Genomic DNA, 21,271 nt, shown 5'->3' with positions numbered 1-21,271 from the left:
GCCCACCGCCCCGCCCTCGTCGCCGTCTCACCTGTCGGGCAGCTCGATCACCAGGAGCGGGCGCTCCGTCAGCCTCGGCCAGTCACCGGGGTATTCGAGACGTCCGCCCTTGTCCGGTACGTCGAAGACCTCGGTGCCCGTGAGGTGGAACCCGGGCTCGAACGTGTCGGAGAAGCCGGAGTTCCCCACGCCGTCGACGCAGCAGGCGGAGGCATCCTGGATGCGTTCCCTCGAGTCCCCCACCCAGGCGAGCCGGTCGGCCCCGAAGTTGCCGGGAAGCCTGCCGCTGTTCTCGACGCGCAGCTCCACCAGCAGGAAGTAGCCCTCGACCGGCCGGTCCGTCGACCCCGGGGCGGTCGATTCCGTCCAGTACTTCACGCTCCGGACGGTGACCTTGAAGGTCGTACCCCTACCGCCTTCCGGCTGACCGGCACGGGTACTGAACTCGCCCGTCCCGCCGACTCTCAGGGTCAGTGTCCGCACCTGATCCGCCTCACGACTCCGCTCCGCCGCCCCGCCACCGCCGTCGCGGTCGCATGCGACTCCGGCGCCGAGGAGCATCAGTACCAGCGCCACCGCGCCGTTCCGCCGACGCCTACGCATCGGGCAGCTCGATCGACAGCAGGGGTGTCCGCGTGCCGTCGTTGGAGCGGGGGGCGGCCGGGTAGAAGAGGTGACCGCCTTTCTCCGGCACGTCGTACACGGCCGTCCCCTGCGCCCACTGCCGCGGCGGATAGGTCAGATTGAGCCGGGAAAACTTCTGGCCGGGGAGGCAGCAGCTTCCCACGAAGTGGAGATACCTCCCGGAGTCCGACATCCAGGGAAATTGGTGCGGCTGGAGGGTGCCGGGTGCGTCACCGATGTTCTCGATGCGCAGTTCGACCAGCGCGAAGAACTTTTCCTTCGGCTTGGTCCGACCGCCGAGGACAGGTTCCACCACCTCCGTGAGATACGCCGCCCTGCGCACCGTGACACGGAAGGTGGTGCCCGGTACGCCGCGGGCGCCCGCCCCGGTGTCGAACTCGCCGGTCTTCCCCACCGCCAGCTTCACGGTCTCCGCCTCCGGTGCGGCTCCGTCACCACCGCCCCCGCCGTCGCCGCACGCGGCGACACCCCCGAACAGCACGCCGGGTAACAGCACCGCCGACGCGACGGCCTTCCCTCTGAGGAACCGCATACGCCCAATGTTCGGCCTGCGCCACCGAACCGCCAGAGCCCCGACGCCCTGCATGTCAGCCGAAGGCGATGACGAGGGCGCACCCGGGCCGCACGTACGCCCCCGCAAGTAGATTTAGTGAACGATAGTTCAGTGACGGTGTCTGTGTCGGCGTCGGAGTACGGGAGCCGGGAAGTCATGACGGAAGCGGTCGCGGACCTGCGTGCGGACGGGCACGAGGACTGGCGCGCCTACGAGCCGATGCGGCTGCCGCCCATACTCGCGCACGCTCTCGACGCGATCGTGGAGCAGGGCTATCACGCCACCACCGTCCGCGATCTCGCCCGTCGCGTGGGCGTGACCGTACCCGCCCTCTACTACCACTACGCCAACAAGCAGGCCATCCTCGTCGAGCTGCTGCTCGGCTCGCTGAGGTCCGTCCTCGGGCGCTGTCGCACCGCGGTCGAGGAGGCCGGAGACGATCCCGTCGACCGGTTCGGCGCGCTCGTCGAGTGCATCGTGCTGTTCATGACCCACCGGGCACCCCTGGCCTTCCTCGACTCCGAGATCCGCAGCCTGGAGCCCGAGAACCGGCAGCGGTGCGTGGCACTGCGCGACGAACTCGAGGGCCTGCTGCGCGACGCGGTGTGCGACGGCGCTGAGGCCGGAGTCTTCACCGTCCCCGTTCCGGTGGAGGCAGGTCGCGCGGTGCTGGCGATGTGCCAGGCGGTGGCCCAGTGGTACCGGCCCGAGGGCCCACTGACCCCGCAGGAGATCGCCGAACGCTACGTCACCATCGCGCTGTTCACGGTGGGCCATCGGCCGGAGCCGGCCGACTGCTAACGCGGAGCCATGCGGATGGCGCCGTCCAGGCGGATCGTCTCGCCGTTCAGCATCGGGTTGGCCACGACGTGGGCCACCAGCTCGGCGAACTCCTCCGGACGGCCGAGCCGGCTCGGGTGCGGCACCTGGGCGCCGAGGGAGTCCTGCGTCTCCTGGGGGAGAGAGGCCAGGAGCGGGGTCCGGAACAGCCCCGGCGCGATGGTGTTGACGCGGATCAGGTACTGCGCGAGATCGCGGGCGATGGGGAGCGTCATCCCGACCACCCCGCCCTTGGACGCCGAGTACGCGGCCTGGCCGATCTGCCCCTCGTACGCCGCCACGGAAGCGGTGTTGACGACGACCCCGCGCTCCTCGCCCGCAGGCTCGACGGTGATCATGCGCTCGGCGGCCAGCCGGATGACGTTGAACGTGCCGATCAGGTTGACCTCGACGGTCCGCCGGAACCTGTCGTACGGGAACGGCCCCTTCTTGCCGACGACGCGGAACACGTCCGTACCGATGCCCGCGCAGTTGACGACGACGCGGAGCGAACCGAGCCGGTCGGCCGCGTCCAGAGCGGCGGAGACCTGCGCCTCGTCCGTGACGTCCGCCGGTGCGAACACGGCGCCGTCGCCGAGTCCCGTGGCGACGGACTCGCCGTCCGAGGACGGCAGATCGACGACCACGATCTTCGCGCCGGCGGCGGCCAGCCGCCGGACGGTGGCGAGGCCGAGACCGGAGGCGCCGCCCGTGACGAGGGCGACGTCGTTGCCGGTGATGTCCATGTGCGGGTCCTTTCGGCTTCTCTGTCACCGGAGCCGGTGCTTAGTTAGCGATCGCTCAGTACAGCCCGTATCGTGCATGGTACGGACCCTCCCCACCGATGGGAAGGGAACGCAGAGAACACGGAGTCCCGTTGAGTGCGCCCTCCTGTGGGGCCATGCTGAGGACATGGCCGCGGGGCACGCCCGTGGTGTGCGTGAGAGACATGTTCATGGACCCAGACGTATTCGGCTCGGGGCGGGACGCCACCGCCGTCATCGACGGAGGCGGGAAGATCATCGCCTGGAGCGAGGGCGCCCGGCGGCTGCTCGGCCACGACTCCGCGGACGCCGTGGGCCATGACGCCCGGGAACTGCTGGCCGCCGAGCTGCCGTACGCCGTCCGGAGCGCCTGCGCCGCCCGTACCGCATGGAGCGGTACGGCCCTGGTCAGGACCCGCGAGGGGCGGCGTATCGAGCTGCTCGTCCACCTCCGGCCGCTGACCGGCGCCGACGACGTCGCGTTGTGGGTCGTCGCGGCCGCAGCCGCGGACGCATCCGGCCCGGACACTCTGAACCGGTGGGCGATCGAGCAGCTTCCCATCGCCGTGGTCGTGTGCGACGACGACGCCAAGGTCGTACGCGCCAATGACGCCTTCACGGAGCTGGCGGGAGCGACCGAGGACCGGCTCCGGGGACTCGGCATCGCCGAGCGGATCTCCGGCGAGATCCTCGACGGTGCCGAGGAGATCCCCCGTCTGGCCGAACAGGCCATGCGAACCGGGGACGTCGTCCGCCACCAGGCCTATCTGCGGACCCCGGGGTCGGCACGCGAACGCTCCTGGTCCTCCCTGCTGTTCCCGCTCAAGGACCCGCAGGGCCGCGTCAGGGGCGTCGCCTCCGCCGTCTACGACACCACCGAGGAGTACTGGGCGCGGCGACGGGTGTCCGTGGTGAACGCGGCGGGGCTGCGCGTCGGAACCACTCTCGACGTCACGCGCACCGCCCAGGAACTCGCCGAGATCGGCACCGAAGGGTTCGCCGACTTCGTCCTCGTCGATCTGCTCGACGAACTCTTCCAGAACGGCGAGACGGACCCCGTGCCGGGCGCGGGTCCGCTGCTCTTCCGCCGGTGCGCGCAGGCGTCCGTACTGAGAGGCTCCCCGGAGGCGAGCATCGCGATCGGCCAGAGTCACCTCTACGTCGACGACTCACCGCAGGCCGGTGCCGTCACCGCCGGCCGCTCCTCGCTGCACCGGCTCGACAGCGCCGGCCTCCCGGCATGGCTGACCGCGGATCCGGACCGTGCGCGCAGCATCCGTACCCATGGCATCCATGACCTGCTGGTCGTTCCGCTGCAGGCCAGGGGCGTCACCCTCGGTCTTGCCCAGTTCCACCGCCACCGCACCGCTGAGCCTTTCGACGACGAGGATCTGCTGCTGGCGCGGGAGCTCGCGACCAGGGCGGCCCTGAGCATCGACAACGCCCGCCGCTACACGCGCGAGCGGGCCACCGCGGTGACCCTTCAGCGCAGCCTGTTGCAACGTGGCGTGCCGGAGCAGTCCGCGGTGGATGTGGCCACCCGCTATCTGCCGGCCGGCACGCGCGCGGGTGTGGGCGGCGACTGGTTCGACGTGATTCCCCTGTCCGGTGCCCGGGTGGCGCTCGTGGTGGGCGATGTGGTCGGCCACGGGCTGCGGGCCTCGGCCACCATGGCGCAGCTGCGGACCGCGGTGCGCACGCTGGCCGACGTCGACCTGCCGCCGGACGAGCTGCTCACGCAGCTCGACGACGTGGTCATCCGGCTGGCCCGGGAGGAGCCCGACGTTCCCGGCCCCGCCCCGGAAGCCCGTCAGGCCGGGGAGTTGAGCGCCACGTGCCTGTACGCGGTCTACGACCCGGTGTCCCGGCGCTGCTCGCTCGCCAGCGCGGGGCATGTGCTGCCCGCCGTGGTGACGCCCGACGGCACGGCGGACTTTCCCGATCTGCCCGTCGGCCCGCCTCTTGGCCTCGGCGGACTGCCCTTCGAGATCTCGGAGTTCGAGGTTCCGGAAGGCAGCTTGCTCGCGCTCTACACCGACGGACTGATCGAGGCCAGGGACCGGAACATCGAAACCGCCGTGGCTCTCATGGGCCGGGTGCTCGGGCAGCCCGTCCGCTCGCTGGACAAGCTGTGCGACGACCTGCTGGACGAGCTGCTGCCCGGGCGTCCCGCGGACGACGTCGCCATCCTCCTGGCCAGGACCCGCGTCCTCGACGCCGCACGCGTGGCGACCTGGGAGCTGCCGAACAACCCTCAGATCGTGGCCGAGGCCCGCAAGTTCGCATCCGCCCAACTGGCGGCCTGGGGCCTGGACGAGGCCGTGTTCACCACGGAACTGGTGGTCAGCGAACTCGTCACCAACGCCATCCGGCACGGCGACGATCCCATCCGGCTGCGGCTGATCCGTGACGCCGTACTCATCTGCGAGGTCGCCGACGGCAGCAACACCGCACCCCATCTGCGCCGCGCCCGCGTCTTCGACGAGGGCGGTCGCGGACTGCTCCTCGTCGCCCAGCTCACCGAACGCTGGGGTACGCGCCACACGGACGCCGGAAAGATCATCTGGGCGGAACTGGGCGTGGCCCCGGAGCAGGGCTGAGACCGCGCCCTTCAGGGGCGCGGGGCTGTGACATTATGCGGCTCCGCCGCGCGGGCGCGACCAGCCACGACGGACCGCAGCTGTCACACCGCACCTACAGCGGAGCGTTAACGTGGTCGGCGTGACGGACACCAGCAGGCCGCTCGCCGTATTCGATCTCGACAACACGCTCGCCGACACCGCGCACCGGCAGCGGTTCCTGGAGCGCAAGCCGCGCGACTGGGACGCCTTCTTCGCGGCGGCGCCGCACGATCCGCCGCTGGCCGAGGGCGTGGCGCTGGCGCTGGAGCACGCGCAGGAGTGCGAGGTCGTCTATCTGACCGGGCGGCCAGAGCGGTGCCGCGAGGACACGGCGGCCTGGCTCGCCGCGCAGGGCCTGCCCGACGGCCGCATCTGGATGCGTCGCGACAGCGACCGCAGGCCCGCCCGGCGCACCAAGCTGGAGACCCTCCGCGGGCTGGCCCGGAACCGCGAGATCCGGGTGCTCGTGGACGACGACGAGTTGGTGTGCGAGGACGCCGAGCGGGCGGGCTTCACGGTCGTAAGGGCGCGCTGGGCGGACCAGTCCGCGGCGCTGAAGGTGGCTCAGGAGCGCGAGGGACGTACCTGAACGGTTTCGCCTATTGAAGGAGGGCGGGACCAGGAGCGGTCACTCACCCTCCTCCAGCCGGAAGCCGACCTTCAGACCGACCTGGTAGTGCTCGATCTGCCCGTTCTCGATCTGGCCGCGGACCTCGGTGACCTCGAACCAGTCCAGGTTGCGCAGCGTCTGCGAGGCCCGGGAGATCCCGTTGCGGATCGCCTGGTCGATGCCGTCGGGCGAGGTGCCGACGATCTCGGTGACCCGGTACGTGTGGTTGGTCATGCGGGTGCTCCTCTCCGCGGTGGCGGGTGTGCCACCGCGTCGTTACCACCGTGCCGTACGAGGCGGAGGACCGCGACCCGTCACCGGGCCATGCTCAGCGACAGCGCGAACCGTCCCTCCTCGTCCGTCCACCAGTGCGTCATCTCCAGCCCGGCCGCGGCCATTTCACCGCGTACGCCCTCCTCGCGGAACTTCGCCGACACCTCCGTCCGCAGCTCCTCACCGGCCGCGAAGTCGACGGCGAGATCGAGCGCGGGGATCTTCACGGTCAGCGGCGAAAGCGCGCGCAGCCGCATCTCGATCCATTCCTCTTCGGTGTCCCAGCGGGCGACATGGGCGAATGCGTCGGGGTCGAAGTCGGCGCCGAGTTCGCGGTTGACGACGGAGAGGACGTTCTTGTTGAACGCCGCCGTCACTCCCGCCGCGTCGTCGTAGGCGTTCACCAGTACCGACTCGTCCTTCACCAGGTCGGTGCCCAGGAGCAGGGTGTCGCCGGGGGAGAGGAGGGCGCGTACGGAGGCCAGGAACGTGGCGCGTTCGGCGGGCAGCAGATTGCCGATCGTGCCGCCCAGGAACGCGACGAGCCGCGGCCCGGGTGTGCCGGGCAGTGAAAGACCGCCGGTGAAGTCGGCGATGAGCGCGTGCACGGCGAGCGAAGGACGCTCGGCGATCAGTGCCTGTCCGGCCTGCGTGAGCGCGCTCTCGCTCACGTCGACCGGTACGTACGTGTGCAGGCCCGGCAGCGCGTCGAGCAGGTGCCGGGTCTTGTCGGAGGAACCGGAGCCGAGTTCGACCAGGGTGCGCGCCCCGGTGGCTCCGGCGATCTCGGCGGCGCGGGCGACGAGGATCTGGCGCTCCGCGCGCGTGGGGTAGTACTCGGGAAGTTCGGTGATCTTCTCGAAGAGCTCGCTGCCGTGGGCGTCGTAGAACCACTTCGGCGGCAGTGTCTTCGGGGTTCGGGTCAGGCCGTGCAGGACGTCGGCGCGCAGCGCGGCCTCGGTGGCGTCCTCGGGCAGGGTGCGGGTGACCAGGAACGTGCTCACGTACGGGACTCCTTGGGCGATGGGGGTCCTTCCGCTCGGGCGGAGCCGGGAGCGGGGGAGGGTGCCATGGCTTCTTCGACGTCCTTGAGTGGCGTGAGCAGGACGTCCGTGCGGCTCGCGGCCAGCAGGGTCCGGTCGGGGACCTCCTGCCAGTGCGGATCGTCGTCGTACGGCTCGGACGCGACGACGGTGCGCCGGCCGGGTTCGGTCAGGTACCAGAGGGTGTCGCCCCAGGCGGTCGCGGCGATCGTCTCGCCGTTGGTGAGCAGGAGGTTGAGCCGCGAGCCGGGGGCCACCGCCGCGACGTCCAGGACCGTCTCGGCGAGCGCCTGCCCCTCCTCGTCGCCGGCGCGCAGCCGGTGCAGGACGAGGGCCCAGACGAGGGCCGAGTCGCAGCGTGCCTCCAGCGACAGCAGTTCGGCGGGCGGCAGGGTCTGTGCGAGCGGGGCCAGGGAGCGCGGCCAGCCGGCGATCGCGCCGTTGTGGCTGAACAGCCACGCTCCCGCGGAGTACGGTGCCGCCGCGGCCTCCCCGTCCGCGCCCGCCACGGTGGCGTCGCGCACCGCGGCGAGCAGCGCGCCCGAGCGCACCACCCGCGCCAGGTCGGCGAAGGACTGGTCGCCCCAGATGGGGCCCGTACGCCGGTACCGCGCGGGCACCGGATCCCCTTCGGCGTACCAACCCACCCCGAAACCATCGGCGTTGACGGTCCCGTGCCGTTGCCGGCGCGGCGCCCACGACTGGCGGAACAGGCTGTGCGCCGGTTCCACGAGGAGCCGGCCGAGCGGCTCCTCGGGACCCAGGTAGGCGAGGTGACGGCACATCAGGCGGTCTCCGGAGCAGCGTCGCGTGCCGTACGGAATCCGGAGAAGATCTGCCGCCGGATCGGATAGTCCCAGTTGCGGAACGTCCCCCGGCAGGCCACCGCGTCCACGGCGAACGAGCCGCCGCGCAGCACCTTGTGCTCCGGCCCGAAGAACACCTCCGAGTACTCCTTGTACGGGAAGGCCGTGAACCCCGGATACGGCAGGAAGTCGCTCGCCGTCCACTCCCAGACGTCACCGATCAACTGCCGTACGCCCAGCGGTGATTCACCCGCCGGATAGCTTCCGGCCGGGGCCGGGCGCAGATGACGCTGGCCGAGGTTGGCGTGCTCGGGCGTGGGGTCGGCGTCACCCCAGGGGTAGCGCGTGGAGCGCTCGGCCGCCGGGTCGTGGCGGGCGGCCTTCTCCCACTCGGCCTCGGTGGGCAGCCGCCGCCCGGCCCAGCGCGCGTACGCGTCCGCCTCGTACCAGCTGACGTGCAGCACCGGCTCGTCGGGCGGTACGACCTCGGTGACGCCGAAACGCCGCCGCAGCCAGTCCCCGCCCGCCCGGCGCCAGAACAGCGGCGCCTCGATGGAGTGCGACCGGATGTGGGCCCAGCCGTCGGGGGCCCACCAGCGCTCGTCGGTGTAGCCGCCGTCCGCGATGAACGCCTGGTACGCGGCGTTCGTCACCGGCGTGGTGTCGATGAAGAACGGCGGTACGAGACGCTGGTGCGCGGGCCGCTCGTTGTCCAGCGCCCATGGCTCGGCCGAGGTGCCCATCGTGAACGGGCCGCCGGGGACGAGGACTTCGGCCGGTCCGGTCAACGGCGGCACGGGCGCGGGGTCCGGCGCCGTCAGGGCAGCGGGGCCCTTGCGCAGCTGATGGGTGATCAGCATGGTCTCGTCGTGCTGCTGTTCATGCTGAGCGATCATGCCGAAGGCGAAGCCCGCCTCGGTCAGCGGCGTACCGCGGAAGCGAGTGCCCTCCAGGACGTCGAGTGCCCGCCCCCGCACCTCCGCGGCATAGCGGCGGGCCTCGTCCGGCGGCAGCAGCGGCAGGGAGGGCCGCTCGGCGCGCGGGTGCTCGAACGCGTCGTACAGGCCGTCTATCTCGGGCCGCATCGCGTCACGGCCCGCGACCTCCCGCAGCAGCCACAGCTCCTCCTGGTTGCCGATGTGCGCGAGGTCCCAGACGAGCGGGGACATCAACGGCGAGTGCTGCGCGGTCAGGTCGGGATCCTCCACGCAGGAGGTCAGCAGGGCGGTGCGGTCACGGGCCCGGGTCAGCGCCGCAAGGGCGCGCTCCCTGAGCGTCTCCGGGTCGGTGAGGTCGGGGGCGGTCATGTGCGGATGTCCTTCCCGTGAAGCTGGTGTTCCGTGCCCTGGTCGCGGTCGGTCACGCCGGAGGCGTCCGGGCCGGTGATGTTCAGGCCGGCGGCCTCGAGCAGGTCGTCGGCGGGGCAGCGACCCCGGGCCACATAGCGGTCGGTGAACTCCGCGACGGCGTCCTGGACTTCGGCGGTGGCGCCGAGTCGGGGCAGGGCCTGGGCCGCCGCCTCGAAGCAGGTGACCGCCGCCTCGCGCAGCTCGGGATCGGTGAGCCCCGACCGGGCGGCCGCGATCCACAGCGGATTGTGCGGGGCGGCCAGCGAACCGGCCCGCTCCGCAAGGGGTTTGACGGTCCGGTAGGCCGTCTCGGCGGCCTCCGCGTCGTCGAACAGTGCGGCCGTCACGGCGAGTGGCACGATCCATCCGTCGTCGCCCGGCTGCGCGTCGATCATGCGGAGTTCCAGATGGCCCCGCGGCCGGACCGGCGGGAACAGGGTTGTCAGGTGGTAGTCGAGATCCTCCCGGCCCGGCGGAGTGCCGGACCTGGTCCACGCCCGGAAGCTCATGCCGTCCGGTACGTCCCAGGCGCCGCTCGGCGCCCGTACGCACATCACCGGCGCGTCCAGCACGTGCCGCGCCCAGGCCGCCCGCGGATCGCCGTCGAGCGGCGGGGCACCGGAACGTCCCGGGTCCATCGCGGTCCACAGGGACTGCCTGCTGGAGCGCCAGCCGGTGTGCCTGCCCCGGGCCAACGGCGAGTGCGCGAAGGCGGCCACCAGGACCGCGCCCAGCTGGTGAGCCAGCCACCAGCGCCGCCCGTGCCCGAGCGGCCCGGGCTCCTCCGTCCCGGCGTCCAGGCACACCTGGACGGAGGCCGAGCTGCACATCATGGCTCGGCCTTCGGGACCCGTACGGTCGAGGTATCTCTCCATGGCGTCATAGCGCGGCTCATGGAGGAAGCGGGTGGGTGGGTGCCAGGGATCCTGGCCTATTCCGGTGAGGCCGAGATCCGCCTCGCGCAGTACCGCGCGGACGGCGTCGAGGTCGGCGGAGACGGACCCGATGCACTCCATCAGGGAGGCGGCGGCGGGGGAGCTGAGCTCCAGCTGGCCGCCGGGTTCGACGGTGAGCGTCGACCGCAGGGGCAGGGCCCGCAGTGCGGTGTACGCCGCTTCGAGTCGTTCCGGTCTTACGGGGAGCCGCGGGAAACGCAGCTCGCGGACGAACCATTCCACTTCGACACCGAGTAGACGGGGCGGTCCGGTCTTGAAACAGATGCCCCTGACCAAGGCCTCCACCTCGGCCTCGGTGACGACGGAGCGGTGCTCCGTACAGTCACTTACCGAATCGGACATGTCGGGATCCTCCTGAGATTCCACCATGCCGCCGACCCGGCTTCGGATGGACCGGGTCGGCAATTACCCGTCCACCCAAGACGCTCGCATCGATTCGCACAAGGGTGCGTCTCGGCGCTCCTGCGGCGGCGGGTTCTCTGTTGCGGCGCAGTACAAGGATTGCTCACAAAACGTTCATGAGCACGACGGGGAGATCGCGCGGGGGCGGGGCAACCGCGCTCAGCGCCAGCCGTAGCGCTCCCGCAGCCGGTGTACCACCAGGTTGAAGCGCATGCGGTCCAGTGCGCAGGCCTCCCGCCGCATCCCCGTCTCGTGCAGCCGCAGCACCCGGTCCACGTCCACCCACGAGTCGCGCCCCGACCGGTCCCACGGCCCGCTGCCGATCGGCACCCACTCCCGGTCACCGTCGTGCCGCTTGCTCGACAGCTGTACGGCGAGCAGGGTCCCGGCGGCCTCCCGGGCGACCACGAGGACCGGGCGGTCCTTGCCCCGGCCGTCGTTCTCCTCGAAGGGCACCCACGTCCAGACGATCTCGCCGGGGTCCGGGTCGCCGTCGTGCGCGGGCGAGTACTCCGTGCGGACGCGGCCCACCTCGCGGGGCTCGGCCTCGGTGGTGGCCGAGGGGCCGTAGCGGCCCGGGACGTCGGAAGCGTGCGCGTCATCGGTGAAGGCAGTCACGCGGGTCACGGTAGAGCTTGCCTGTCCCGGTCCGCCGAGCGGGGCAGCCCACGATGCGGCCTATGATGCGGCAGGAGGCCTGAACTCCCGTACTGCGCCGTCGAGTTGATCCGAAGGCCACTGCTCGTACCAGTGCAGCTCCGCCTCCAGCTGCGCCGCGAGCGACACAAGGAGCGGTTCGCTGTTCGCGGGGCCGAGGAGCTGCGCGCCGACGGGCAGCCCGTCGTCGACGAAGCCAGCGGGGACGTTCACCCCGGGCCAGCCCAGCACGTTCCACGGCCAGGCGTACGGGCAGGCGGCGATCATGGCGCGGTCGGTGCCCAGACCGTTCAGCTGCGCGAGGGCGCCGATCCGCGGCGGGGGAGCGGCCGTCGTCGGGGCGAGGACCACGTCGTACGTGTCGAAGAGCGCGCCGATGCGCCGGTGCAGCGTCGCCTCGGCGCGCCGGGCCGCCCGCAGCGGGACCCCGCCGAGCAGCCGGCCCAGCCGGGCCGACTCGCGGGTGCGCCGGTCGAGGAGCTGGGGGTGTGGCGCCTCGCGCACCCGCTCGGCGAGCCCGGCCGTGGCGCGCGGGACGAACGTCAGCCCGATCTGCCCGTACCGCGGATCGGCCTCCTCGACCTCGTGTCCGAGCGCGGCCAGCCGCTCGGCGAGCGCGACGATCCGCGCCCGTACGTCGGGCCGCAGCCGCGCGGGCAGCGCCGTGAACGGCGGCTTCAGCGAGAGCGCGATCCGCAGCCGGCCCGGCTCCCGGCCCACCGCGTCCGATACGCGCAGCGCGGGCGGGCGGTGCAGATCGCTGGCGTGGTTGCCGCTCGCCGCGTCCAGCAGCAGGGCGGCGTCCTCGACCGTGCGAGCCAGCGTCCCGTTGACCGTGATCCCCTGGAACGACTCCGCGCGGGGCCATGTCGAGATCCGGCCGCGCTGCGGCTTGATCCCGATCAGATGCGTCCACGAGGCCGGTATCCGCACCGAGCCCGCGCCGTCCGAGCCCAGCGCGGCCGGCACCAGACCCGCCGCGACCGCGGCCGCCGAACCCCCGGACGAGCCGCCCGGCGTGTGCTCGGTGTGCCACGGATTGCGGGTCTCACCGAAGGCGGGCCCCTCGGTGAACGGCCACTGCCCGAACTCGCAGGTGTTGGTCTTGCCCACGACGATCGCGCCGGCCGCCCGCAGCCGTCGTACGGCCTCGCCGTCCTCGGCCACCGGCGGGAACTCCCCGCGGCAGCCGAACGCCGTCGGCTCGCCCGCCACGTCCATGTCGTCCTTCACCGCCACCGGCACCCCGAGCAGCGGCCGCCGCCCGCCCGCCGCCAGTTCCTTGTCGGCGGCGTCGGCCTCGGCGAGCGCCGCCTCGGCCCGCACCAGACGGAAGGCGTTCAACGTGCCCTGCGTCGCCTCGATCCTGGCCAGCGCCTCCTCGACGAGAGCCCGCGACGACACCTCGCCGCCGGCGAGTGCGCGAGCGCACCGGGCCAGCCCTGGGGCACGGTCGGGAGCCATACCAGACACCTCCGGAAACACTGTCAATACCGAACGGTAACCTCCGGGGGCGCGATCCGGTACGGCTTGCGGAACTTCCCTCGTACAGCACTCGTACAGCAGGGGCTTCCGCACCGGTTTGTGCGCCCCGCAGGCGAACCGAGCCCCCGAAAATGCGGCACAACAGGGTTCTGCAAAGATGCGATACGTCATGGTGCAGATACCGGAACATCCCGCCCCGCCCCTGCCCGCGCAGCGCTCCGTGCCGACCAGCGCCGACGTTGCCCGCCTCGCCGGGGTCTCGCGTGCGACCGTCTCCTACGTCCTGAACAACGCCACGGCCGTACGGATCAGCGAGCCCACCCGTCGCCGCGTCCATCAGGCCGCCAGGGAGCTCGGATACGTCCCGCACGCGGCCGCCCGCAGCCTGCGCGCCGGGCACAGCCGCATGGTGCTGATGCCCGCGCCGACCGTGCCCGTCGGCCCGCTCTACAGCCAGTTCTTCAACGAACTCCAGTGGGCGCTCAGCCGCCTCGACTACACCGTCGTGCAGTACGGCAGTGTCGGCCTCCAGGGTGACGAGGCGGCTCGCGCCTGGGCGGAGCTGCGCCCGGTCGCAGTGCTGGTGCCCGGCAGCGGGCTCGGCCCACAGGGCGTGGCCGTCCTCAAGCGCTCCGGCGCGCGCGCCGTCCTGACCCTAGGACCCGAGCGTGTCGAGGGCGCGCACGCGCTGCTCATGGACCACAGCGTGGTCGGCCGCAGCGCGGGCGCGCACCTGCTGGCCCGGGGTCGCCGCCGCGTCGGCGTCGTGGTGCCCGAGGACCCCGGCCTGGAGATCTTCTCCAAGCCCCGGCTCGAAGGCGTACGCCTGGCGCTGCGCGGCACGGACGCGACGGTGACCGAGGTGCCGCTGGCCTACGACGAGGAGTCCGCGGCCCGGCTCGCCGGGCGCTGGCGCGCTCTGGGCCTGGACGCGGTGTTCACGTACAACGACGAGTACGCGATGCTCCTGATGCGCGCCCTCCAGGACGAGGGCATCGGCATCCCGGACGAAACGGCCGTCATCGGCGCCGACGACCTGATGCTCGGCCGGCTGCTGCGCCCGCGCCTGAGCACCGTGCACATCGAGCTGCCGTCCGGACAGGAGCTCGCGGAACTGGTCGACCGCGCGGTGCGCGACTTCGGCGCCGCGCCCGAAACGCACGAGGTACTGGGAGCGACCGTCCTGCATCGTGCGTCAACCTGACAACTCGCGTACGTGGGAGGCGTGTTCATGCGGACCACGATCGGCATCATCGGCGGCGGCCCCGCGGGGCTGTTGCTCGCCCGGCTGCTGCACCGGGCAGGGGTGGACTGCGTCGTCCTGGAGAGCAGAACACGCGCGTACGTCGAGCAGCGTCAGCGCGCCGGAATGCTGGAGCAGGGCACGGTGGACGCGCTGCGCGAGTGCGGCGCCGCCGACCGGCTCGAGGTGGACGGCCTGGTCCACCACGGCATCGAGCTGCGCTTCGACCGCGAGCGGCACCACATCGACTTCCCGGTCCTCACCGGCGGCCGTACCGTCACGATCTACGCCCAGACGGAGATCGTGAAGGACCTCGTCGCGCTCCAACTCGCCGACGGGCCACAGCTGTTGTTCGAGGCGGAAGCCCTCGCCATCGAGAAGCCGGAGAGCGACACGCCCGTCGTACGCTTCGTGCACCAAGGCCGTGAACAGGCCCTCACCTGCGACTGGGTCGTCGGCTGCGACGGCTTCCACGGCATCGCGCGCGACACGTTCCCGGCCGCCCTGAGCCGCACGTACGAGCACGACTACCCGTACTCCTGGCTCGGCGTCCTGGCGGATGTGCCGCCCTCCTGCGACGAGTTGATCTACGCACGCGGCGAGGGCGGCTTCGCGCTGCACAGCATGCGCTCGTCGTCCGTGTCACGGCTGTATCTGCAGGTACCCAACGGCACGTCTCCGGACGACTGGCCGGACGACCGCATCTGGGACGAGCTCGCCGCCCGCTTCGCGATCGACGGCGACTGGCACCTGGAGCGCGGCCCGATCACCGCCAAGTCCGTCACGCCGATGAGGAGTTACGTCCACGAGCCGATGCGCCACGGACGGCTGCTGCTCGCCGGGGACGCCGCCCACATCGTGCCGCCGACCGGCGCGAAGGGACTCAACCTCGCCGTGTCCGACGTACGCCTCCTCGCCCGCGCCTTCATCGAGCTGCACCGGACCGGGTCGCCCCAACTCCTCGACCGGTACTCGGAGTTGTGCCTCGACCGGGTATGGCAGGCGACACGTTTCTCGTACGACATGACCCGGATGCTGCACGCTCAGCCGGACGGGGACGCCTTCGAGGACCGGCTGCAACTGGCACGGTTGCGCCGGATCACGGCGTCGCGCCCCGCGGCCGCGGAACTGGCCGCGAACTACACGGGGCTGCCGCTGCCTCTGTGAGCAAGTCCCTCCAGACCCCGGAGGGATTACTGCTCCGGCTGGCTCTGCTGCTCGGCGATGGACTTGCGGACCTCGTCCATGTCCAGCTTCCGGGCCTGTCCGATGACGTCCGTCAGCGCGGCCTCCGGCAGCGCGCCGGGCTGGGCGAAGACCGCCACCTGGTCGCGGACGATCATCAGCGTCGGAATCGACTGGATGTTGAAGGCCTGGGCGAGCTCCGGCTGCGCCTCGGTGTCCACCTTGCCGAAGACCAGGTCGGGGTTGGACTCCGCCGCCTTCTCGTAGACGGGCGCGAACTGCCGGCAGGGCCCGCACCAGGACGCCCAGAAGTCGATCAGGACGAATTCGTTGTCCGTGACCATCTGGTCGAAGTTGTCCTTGGTGAGCTCCACGGTGCTGCTCATGGCGTTGATTCCCACTTCCTGGTGTCGGGGCGTGGCCGCTGTGCACAACGGCGCCGATCGGCGGCGTATTCCGCGCGCGTACCCGTGTGGCCACCGCGCACACCACCCACCAGACTGACCCCATGACGGAAACGGAAACCATCGCGTACGACGTCGTGGTGCTCGGGGCCGGTCCCGTGGGGGAGAACGTCGCCGACCGCACGCGCGCGGCCGGCCTCTCCACGGCGGTCGTGGAGAGCGAGCTGGTCGGCGGCGAATGCTCGTACTGGGCGTGCATGCCCAGCAAGGCCCTGCTGCGCCCGGTCATCGCCCGCGCCGACGCACGCAGGGTGCCAGGACTGCGCCAGTCCGTGCAGGGGCCCCTCGACGCCGCCGCGGTCCTCGCCCACCGGGACTACTACACCTCCCACTGGAAGGACGACGGCCAGGTCGCATGGCTCGACGGCATCGGAGCCGACTTCTACCGCGGGCACGGCCGGCTCACCGGTTCGCGCCAGGTCACGGTCACGGGGCCCGAGGGCGAGCAGCATGTGCTCTCCGCCCGGCACGCCGTGGCCGTCTGCACGGGCAGCCGTGCTGTGGTGCCCGAGCTGCCGGGAATGGCGGAGGTCAAGCCGTGGACGAGCCGTGAGGCGACCAGCGCGCAGGCGGTACCCGGCCGTCTCGTGGTGGTCGGCGGAGGTGTCGTCGGCGTCGAGATGGCGACGGCCTGGCAGGCCCTCGGCTCCAAGGTCACGGTCCTCGTCCGCGGCAAGGGCCTGCTGCCCCGTATGGAGCCCTTCGCCGGGGAACTGGTCGCCGAGGCGCTGACGGAGGCGGGCGCGGACGTGCGGACCGCCACGTCGGTGGAGTCGGTGACGCAGGACGGCTCTACGGTCGTGGTCATGACGGACAGGGGCGACCGTATCGAGGCCGACGAGATCCTCTTCGCCACCGGCCGCGCCCCGCGCACCGACGACATCGGCCTGGACTCGGTCGGCCTGGAGCCCGGCTCCTGGCTCCCGGTCGACGACAGCTGCCGGGTGACGGGCAGCCAGTGGCTGTACGCGGTGGGCGACGTCAACCGCCGCGCACTGCTGACCCACCAGGGCAAGTACCAGGCCCGTATCGCGGGCGCCGCGATCGCCGCGCGCGCCGCCGGTGTCCCCCTCCTGGAGTCCGACCCGTGGGGTGCCCACGCCGCCACCGCCGACCACGCCGCCGTCCCCCAGGTCGTCTTCACCGACCCGGAGGCCGCCTCGGTCGGCCTCTCCCTCGCCGAGGCGGAGCAGGCCGGCCACCGGGTCCGCGCGGTCGACGTCGACCTCGCCTCGGTGGCGGGTGCGGGCCTCTACGCCGACGGCTACCGCGGCCGCGCCCGCATGATCGTCGACCTGGAGGCCGAGATCCTTCGCGGCGTCACCTTCGTCGGCCCCGGCGTCGGTGAACTCCTCCACTCCGCGACCATCGCGGTGGCCGGGGAGGTCCCGGTGGACCGGCTCTGGCACGCGGTACCGGCTTATCCGACGGTGAGCGAGGTGTGGCTGCGGCTGCTGGAGGCGTACCGGGACGCGTAGGCGCTCCGCTGGGGCGGCGGGGCTTTGTCTGCGGGTCAGTTGTGGCTGGTCGCGCAGTTCCCCGCGCCCCTAAAGGAAGGCCTGCGGCCTCCTTTAGGGGCGCGGGGCGGTGCTGCGCCTCCGCGAGGCCGTTCAGGCAGCAGGGCAGCCGAGTTGGTTGTCCGCCTCAGCTCTGCTCGGGTAGGTCGAAGCCGAGTTCTGAGGCCGCCTGGTTCGGCGTCGGCTGGGCCCATCGGTCCGCCATCGCCTGGTTCGAGGACAGGGAACGAAGTTCCGCGCGGTCCAGATAGAGCATGCCGTTCAGGTGGTCCGTCTCGTGCTGGACGATGCGGGCGGGCCAGCCGGTGAACAACTCGTCGACCGGTCGGCCGTGTTCGTCCAGGCAGCGGAGGCGTACGCGGGTGGGGCGGGCCACTACGGCCTGCCAGCCCGGCACGCTCAGACAGCCCTCGAAGAACGCGGCGCGGGCGGGCCCCACGGGCTCGTACGAGGGGTTGACCAGCACGCGGAAGGGCTGCGGCACCCGCCCGCGCGCCTCGCGCACCTCGTCCGGCACGGGTGCCGGGTCCTCGATGACCGCGAGGCGCAGCGGCACACCCACCTGAGGTGCGGCGAGGCCGACGCCCGGCGCCGCGTGCATCGTGTCGCGAAGGGCGGCCACGAAGCGGGACATGAGCGCCGGGGCCAGCTGTCCCTCGAAGGGCTCGGCCGCGCGACGCAGCACCGGGTCGCCGGCCGCGACGATCGGCAACGGACCGGTACCGGCGAGGAGTTCCTCGACCTGGTCGCTGATGGGCTTGCGGTCGCCAGAAGAAACCATCGCGCCAGCATGCCAAGACGGAACCCACCACGCGAGCCCAGCCCCTGCCGGGACCGCACCCTCGGTGCCGCGCTACCCCGCCGCCTCCAACAGCGCCGTCACGCTCTCCCGGGCGCGGGCCACCCGGGAGCGGACGGTGCCGACCGGACAGCCCACCGCCGACGCGGCGTCCGCGTACGGCAGACCGGCCAGCTGAGTCAGTACGAACGCCTCGCGGCGCGGGGCGTCCAGGGTCTCCAGGAGGTCGAGCAGGGCCACGCCCTCGTCGAAGCCGGGCAGGCCGCGCGGCTGTGCCCGTTCGGCGGCCGTCTGCCAGTCGGAGGCGTCGGCGATCCGCGGCCTGGCCGCCGCCGTACGGAACCGGTCGGCCACCGTCCGGCGGGCGATCGCCAGCAGCCAGCTGCGCGCACTGGAGCGGGCGGAGAACCGCGGCAGTGCGGTCAGCGCCCGCAGGAACGTCTCCTGGGTGAGGTCGTCGGCGCCGTGCACATCGCCGCTGAGGTGGGCCACGAAACGCCATACGTCCCGGTGGGTGGCCAGTACGAACCGCTCGACCGCGTCACGGTCGCCGGCCCCGGCGGCCAGTGCCCACCGGGTGACCCGGTCGTCGTCATGGCCGGCGGGCCCGCCGCGGGGTGCCTGAAACAGGGCAGGAGTCATCGCAAGAGGTCCTTCGGTGAAGGGAGTTGAGGAGGGGACATCGCGACGTGGCGCACGCGCGCGTGTGCCGTACGACCCGGCGGTACGAGCGAGCAGTACGGCTCAGCGGTACGAGCGAGCGGGTACGGCCACGGCACATGCGTACGCCGCGATCCCGCCCGTCACCGATCGCGGGACGGGCGGTCAGCGGACGGCCGGCAGAACCGGCGGTCCCCTCCGTGCGACGACGTACTGCAACAAAGCCCCGCGCAGGCGACGCACGGGGGCGAACACTCCGGCCCGTGCGGGCGCAGGCGGCCGGAGCGCGGGCGGCACCCGCAGCGCGCGGCGCAGCGGCTCGAAGAGCGCGGCGCCCAGTGCCCGGCCGGTCCGGTAGGCGAACGCCCGCCCTGTACGGAACGCGGCCTCCTCGCCGCGCCACAGCCACACGCCGCAGACGAGCGCGGCGAGCACGTGGGCCGCGAACATGCCGACGTCCCCACCCATGACCAGGCTGTTCGCCGACTCAGAGGTCGACTCAGAGGTCATCGGGTGCGTGTGCGTATGCCCCATGTCCATGGAACCCAGGGACATGGAATCCAGGGACACAGACGACGGTGCGCTTTGGATCAGCCCGAACAATTGGTGCAGCCCCATCTGCGCCACCACCGTCGCCCCTGTCACCAGCAGCGCGCCCCGCTCCCGCCCGGTCAGCCACCACGCGGCGGCGGTCGTCCCCGCGAACGCGTACGCGACCGTCCACCACGGCAGCGTCGCACCGGCCATGAGGGCGTGCCCCAGAGCGGCCGTCACCACGCACACGGCCGCGAACACGGCGGCACGCACGAGGCGGAAGACGATCCCTGAGGTCATTGCGAGCATCGTGCCAGTCCCGGCCCGCCAGGATGACCGGAGCCCCCGTATGTGATCCACGCCACGCGCACGTCCGGGAACTCGTCGCCCCCGTCGGCCGACTTCTGGACCGCCACGGCCGAGCACGACCGCACGGCCCGTCCCCCGCACGACCGGAGAAGCCCGCCGATGACCACCGCTCCCTCGACCGAGACGGAAGACTCCCCGGATTCCCCCGGCTCCCCGCAATCCGTCACCCCCTCGCCGTGGCGCGGCCTCTGGTCGCCGCTGCGCCCCCTGGTGCTGCGGCTGCACTTCTACGCCGGAGTGCTCGTCGCCCCGTTCCTCCTCGTCGCCGCCACGACCGGGCTGCTGTACGCGGCGTCGTTCCAGGCCGAGAAGATCGTGTACGCGCATGAGCTGACCGTGCCCGTCGGCGACCGCGAGCTGCCGGTCTCCGAGCAGGTGGCCGCCGCCCGCGAAGCGCATCCGCAGGGCACGGTCTCCGCCGTACGCCCCGCGCCGGAGGCGGACGCGACCACCAGGGTGCTGCTGTCCGGAGTCCCGGGCGTCGCCGAGGGCCACACCCTCGCGGTCTTCGTCGACCCGTACACCGGGAAGGTACGCGGAGCGCTCGAGCAGTACGGCTCCACGGGCGCGCTGCCACTGCGCACCTGGATCGACGAGTTCCACCGCGACCTGCACCTCGGCGAGAACGGCCGGCTCTACAGCGAGCTGGCGGCCAGCTGGCTGTGGGTGATCGCGGGCGGCGGGCTCGTGCTGTGGTTCGGCCGTCGTCGTACGCAGCGGAAGATACGCGGCACGAGCGGCCGCCGTCGCACGTTGGGGCTGCACGGCACGGTCGGTGTCTGGGCGGCTGCCGGGTTCTTCTTCCTGTCGGCGACGGGCCTGACCTGGTCGGCGTACGCCGGGTCGCACATCGACGAGCTACGCACCTCGCTGAACCAGGCCACCCCTTCGGTGTCGGCGTCCGCGGGCGGCGAGCACGCAGGCCACGGGTCCGCCTCCGCCGACGGGAGCGTCGAGCACGGCGTCGGCCTCGACAAGGTCCTGGCGGCCGGGCGCGCCGAGGGACTGGGCGACCCGGTGGAGATCGTCCCGCCCGCCGACGCGTCGTCCGCGTACGTCGTCCAGCAGGTCCAGCGCGGCTGGCCCACCAAGCAGGACGCGGTCGCCGTGGACCCGACGACCGGCCAGGTCACCGACGTCGTGCGGTTCGCCGACTATCCGGTGCTGGCGAAGCTGAGCCGGTGGGGCATCGACGCGCACACCGGTGTCCTGTTCGGCATCGTCAACCAGGTCGCGCTGATGGGTCTCGCGCTCTGTCTGATCCTGCTGATCGTGTGGGGGTACCGCATGTGGTGGCAGCGCGGGCGCGGCTCCGCCTTCGGGCGCCCCGTGTCGCGTGGCGCCTGGCAGCAGGTCCCCGCGTACGTCCTCGTTCCGCTGATGGCGGTCGTCGCCGTCCTCGGCTACTTCGTGCCGCTTCTCGGCATTCCCTTGGCGGTTTTCGTCGCCGTGGATGTGGCGTTGGGGGAGGTCGCCTATCGGCGTGGGCGGCGGACGTACGTGCGGTAGCCGCGGGT

General features: G+C 72.1%; 21 protein-coding genes. 7 read left to right on the top strand and 14 right to left on the bottom strand.

From position 1 onward, the window contains the following. Positions 1-27: 27 nt before the first annotated feature. A complete protein-coding gene (locus G5C60_RS38185) occupies positions 28-576 on the bottom strand; it encodes a DUF4352 domain-containing protein (RefSeq protein ID WP_165266551.1) in 549 nt (182 codons plus the stop codon). Between the two features lie 19 nt (positions 577-595). Next, on the bottom strand, positions 596-1,177 hold the full coding sequence (locus G5C60_RS38180) for a DUF4352 domain-containing protein (protein WP_165266548.1): 582 nt from the start codon (positions 1,175-1,177) through the stop codon (positions 596-598). A gap of 177 nt (positions 1,178-1,354) precedes the next feature. On the opposite strand from G5C60_RS38180, the gene G5C60_RS38175 reads away from it, so the two are divergent. Further along, positions 1,355-1,999: a TetR/AcrR family transcriptional regulator gene (locus G5C60_RS38175; protein ID WP_165266546.1), complete on the top strand. Its 645-nt coding sequence runs from the start codon at positions 1,355-1,357 to the stop codon at positions 1,997-1,999. On the opposite strand, the gene G5C60_RS38170 is transcribed toward G5C60_RS38175, so the two are convergent. Beyond that, entirely contained in the window at positions 1,996-2,763 is a 768-nt protein-coding gene (locus tag G5C60_RS38170) for a 3-hydroxyacyl-CoA dehydrogenase (RefSeq protein ID WP_165266544.1), read from the bottom strand. The two genes, G5C60_RS38175 and G5C60_RS38170, sit on opposite strands and share 4 nt — an antisense overlap. A 209-nt stretch (positions 2,764-2,972) precedes the next feature. Between G5C60_RS38170 and G5C60_RS38165 the strand changes: the two genes are divergently transcribed. Continuing rightward, positions 2,973-5,381, top strand: coding sequence for a SpoIIE family protein phosphatase (locus G5C60_RS38165; RefSeq protein WP_165266542.1), 2,409 nt, complete (start codon positions 2,973-2,975; stop codon positions 5,379-5,381). A 121-nt stretch (positions 5,382-5,502) separates the two neighbouring features. Further along, entirely contained in the window at positions 5,503-5,991 is a 489-nt protein-coding gene (locus G5C60_RS38160; protein WP_165266540.1) for a phosphatase domain-containing protein, read from the top strand. A gap of 39 nt (positions 5,992-6,030) precedes the next feature. Here G5C60_RS38160 and G5C60_RS38155 read toward each other — a convergent pair whose 3' ends face one another. From G5C60_RS38155 to G5C60_RS38125, 7 genes are all read right to left on the bottom strand, one after another. After that, entirely contained in the window at positions 6,031-6,246 is a 216-nt protein-coding gene (locus tag G5C60_RS38155) for a dodecin (protein ID WP_033319077.1), read from the bottom strand. 80 nt (positions 6,247-6,326) lie between these two features. Then, a complete protein-coding gene (egtD, locus tag G5C60_RS38150) occupies positions 6,327-7,289 on the bottom strand; it encodes an L-histidine N(alpha)-methyltransferase (RefSeq protein ID WP_165266538.1) in 963 nt (320 codons plus the stop codon). Further along, positions 7,286-8,113, bottom strand: a complete 828-nt coding sequence (gene egtC / locus G5C60_RS38145) for an ergothioneine biosynthesis protein EgtC (protein WP_165266536.1) — start codon at positions 8,111-8,113, stop codon at positions 7,286-7,288. The genes egtD and egtC overlap by 4 nt, the downstream gene beginning before the upstream one ends. Further along, the gene (gene egtB, locus G5C60_RS38140) at positions 8,113-9,441 is read right to left on the bottom strand and encodes an ergothioneine biosynthesis protein EgtB (RefSeq protein WP_165266534.1); all 1,329 of its coding nucleotides are present in this window, start codon (positions 9,439-9,441) and stop codon (positions 8,113-8,115) included. Before egtB ends, egtC begins: the two co-directional genes overlap by 1 nt. Next, a complete protein-coding gene (egtA, locus tag G5C60_RS38135; RefSeq protein WP_165266532.1) occupies positions 9,438-10,781 on the bottom strand; it encodes an ergothioneine biosynthesis glutamate--cysteine ligase EgtA in 1,344 nt (447 codons plus the stop codon). The genes egtB and egtA overlap by 4 nt, the downstream gene beginning before the upstream one ends. 219 nt (positions 10,782-11,000) lie before the next feature. After that, the gene (locus tag G5C60_RS38130; protein ID WP_165266530.1) at positions 11,001-11,459 is read right to left on the bottom strand and encodes a type II toxin-antitoxin system PemK/MazF family toxin; all 459 of its coding nucleotides are present in this window, start codon (positions 11,457-11,459) and stop codon (positions 11,001-11,003) included. A 60-nt stretch (positions 11,460-11,519) separates the two neighbouring features. Beyond that, entirely contained in the window at positions 11,520-12,962 is a 1,443-nt protein-coding gene (locus G5C60_RS38125) for an amidase (protein WP_165266528.1), read from the bottom strand. A gap of 190 nt (positions 12,963-13,152) precedes the next feature. Between G5C60_RS38125 and G5C60_RS38120 the strand changes: the two genes are divergently transcribed. Beyond that, positions 13,153-14,187 (top strand): LacI family DNA-binding transcriptional regulator, encoded by a 1,035-nt coding sequence (locus G5C60_RS38120; RefSeq protein ID WP_165266526.1) that lies wholly within the window; start codon positions 13,153-13,155, stop codon positions 14,185-14,187. Positions 14,188-14,214: 27 nt separating this feature from the next. Next, positions 14,215-15,393: a 4-hydroxybenzoate 3-monooxygenase gene (locus G5C60_RS38115; protein WP_165266524.1), complete on the top strand. Its 1,179-nt coding sequence runs from the start codon at positions 14,215-14,217 to the stop codon at positions 15,391-15,393. 26 nt (positions 15,394-15,419) lie between these two features. Here the strand turns inward: G5C60_RS38115 and trxA are convergent, their stop codons facing one another. Further along, entirely contained in the window at positions 15,420-15,797 is a 378-nt protein-coding gene (gene trxA / locus G5C60_RS38110) for a thioredoxin (protein WP_165266522.1), read from the bottom strand. Positions 15,798-15,919: 122 nt separating this feature from the next. Here trxA and G5C60_RS38105 point away from each other — a divergent pair, with 122 nt between their 5' ends. Next, positions 15,920-17,353, top strand: a complete 1,434-nt coding sequence (locus tag G5C60_RS38105; RefSeq protein WP_165266520.1) for a dihydrolipoyl dehydrogenase family protein — start codon at positions 15,920-15,922, stop codon at positions 17,351-17,353. Positions 17,354-17,519: 166 nt separating this feature from the next. On the opposite strand, the gene G5C60_RS38100 is transcribed toward G5C60_RS38105, so the two are convergent. From G5C60_RS38100 to G5C60_RS38090, 3 genes are all read right to left on the bottom strand, one after another. Further along, the gene (locus tag G5C60_RS38100; RefSeq protein ID WP_165266517.1) at positions 17,520-18,173 is read right to left on the bottom strand and encodes a peptide deformylase; all 654 of its coding nucleotides are present in this window, start codon (positions 18,171-18,173) and stop codon (positions 17,520-17,522) included. A gap of 72 nt (positions 18,174-18,245) precedes the next feature. Then, entirely contained in the window at positions 18,246-18,833 is a 588-nt protein-coding gene (locus G5C60_RS38095; RefSeq protein ID WP_165266515.1) for a sigma-70 family RNA polymerase sigma factor, read from the bottom strand. 183 nt (positions 18,834-19,016) lie between these two features. Further along, the gene (locus G5C60_RS38090; RefSeq protein WP_206440477.1) at positions 19,017-19,685 is read right to left on the bottom strand and encodes a hypothetical protein; all 669 of its coding nucleotides are present in this window, start codon (positions 19,683-19,685) and stop codon (positions 19,017-19,019) included. A 168-nt stretch (positions 19,686-19,853) separates the two neighbouring features. Between G5C60_RS38090 and G5C60_RS38085 the strand changes: the two genes are divergently transcribed. Further along, positions 19,854-21,263 carry a PepSY-associated TM helix domain-containing protein gene (locus G5C60_RS38085; protein WP_165266513.1) on the top strand — a complete coding sequence of 470 codons (1,410 nt, stop codon included), beginning with the start codon at positions 19,854-19,856 and terminating at the stop codon, positions 21,261-21,263. Positions 21,264-21,271: the final 8 nt, after the last annotated feature.

It is taken from the genome of Streptomyces scabichelini, from assembly GCF_011045015.1.
In the GTDB taxonomy this organism is placed as follows: domain Bacteria; phylum Actinomycetota; class Actinomycetes; order Streptomycetales; family Streptomycetaceae; genus Streptomyces; species Streptomyces scabichelini.
Note: the sequence above shows the minus strand (reverse complement) of the source record. Positions and strands in the feature narration are given on the sequence as shown.